The sequence below is a fragment of the Zwartia vadi genome, from assembly GCF_030410375.1.
Taxonomy (GTDB): domain Bacteria; phylum Pseudomonadota; class Gammaproteobacteria; order Burkholderiales; family Burkholderiaceae_B; genus Zwartia; species Zwartia vadi.
Genome location: NZ_JAUHHE010000056.1, coordinates 1 through 255 on the forward strand (window position 1 = coordinate 1; position 255 = coordinate 255).

A 255-nucleotide genomic window follows, 5' to 3' on the forward strand; every position below is an offset into this window, starting at 1 on the left:
CGCTGATGTGCCAGAGCAGCCCGGTAACCACCAGCCAAGGCTGGTCGGCCAGACCTGGCAGGCTGAGATCGTGGATCACACCACTGATTTCGCCCCAGCTCACGGCTGATGGAGCTGGCGCTGCGATCCAGACTACGAGCAATTGCCCGAATGCTGCAGCCTCGCTCAAGACTCAATTGGATCAAGGTTCTCTCTTCACAGCTAAGATGTTTGTATTTGGTATTCATCGCAACACAGTACCTCAGGGTTAGTGTT

The 255-nt window shown here is 54.9% G+C and carries 1 protein-coding gene; it reads right to left on the reverse strand.

Annotated elements, in window-relative coordinates:
• Positions 1-227: helix-turn-helix domain-containing protein (locus tag QWY27_RS15400; protein WP_435433496.1), on the reverse strand; the 227-nt coding region annotated here is incomplete at its 3' end.
• Positions 228-255: the final 28 nt, after the last annotated feature.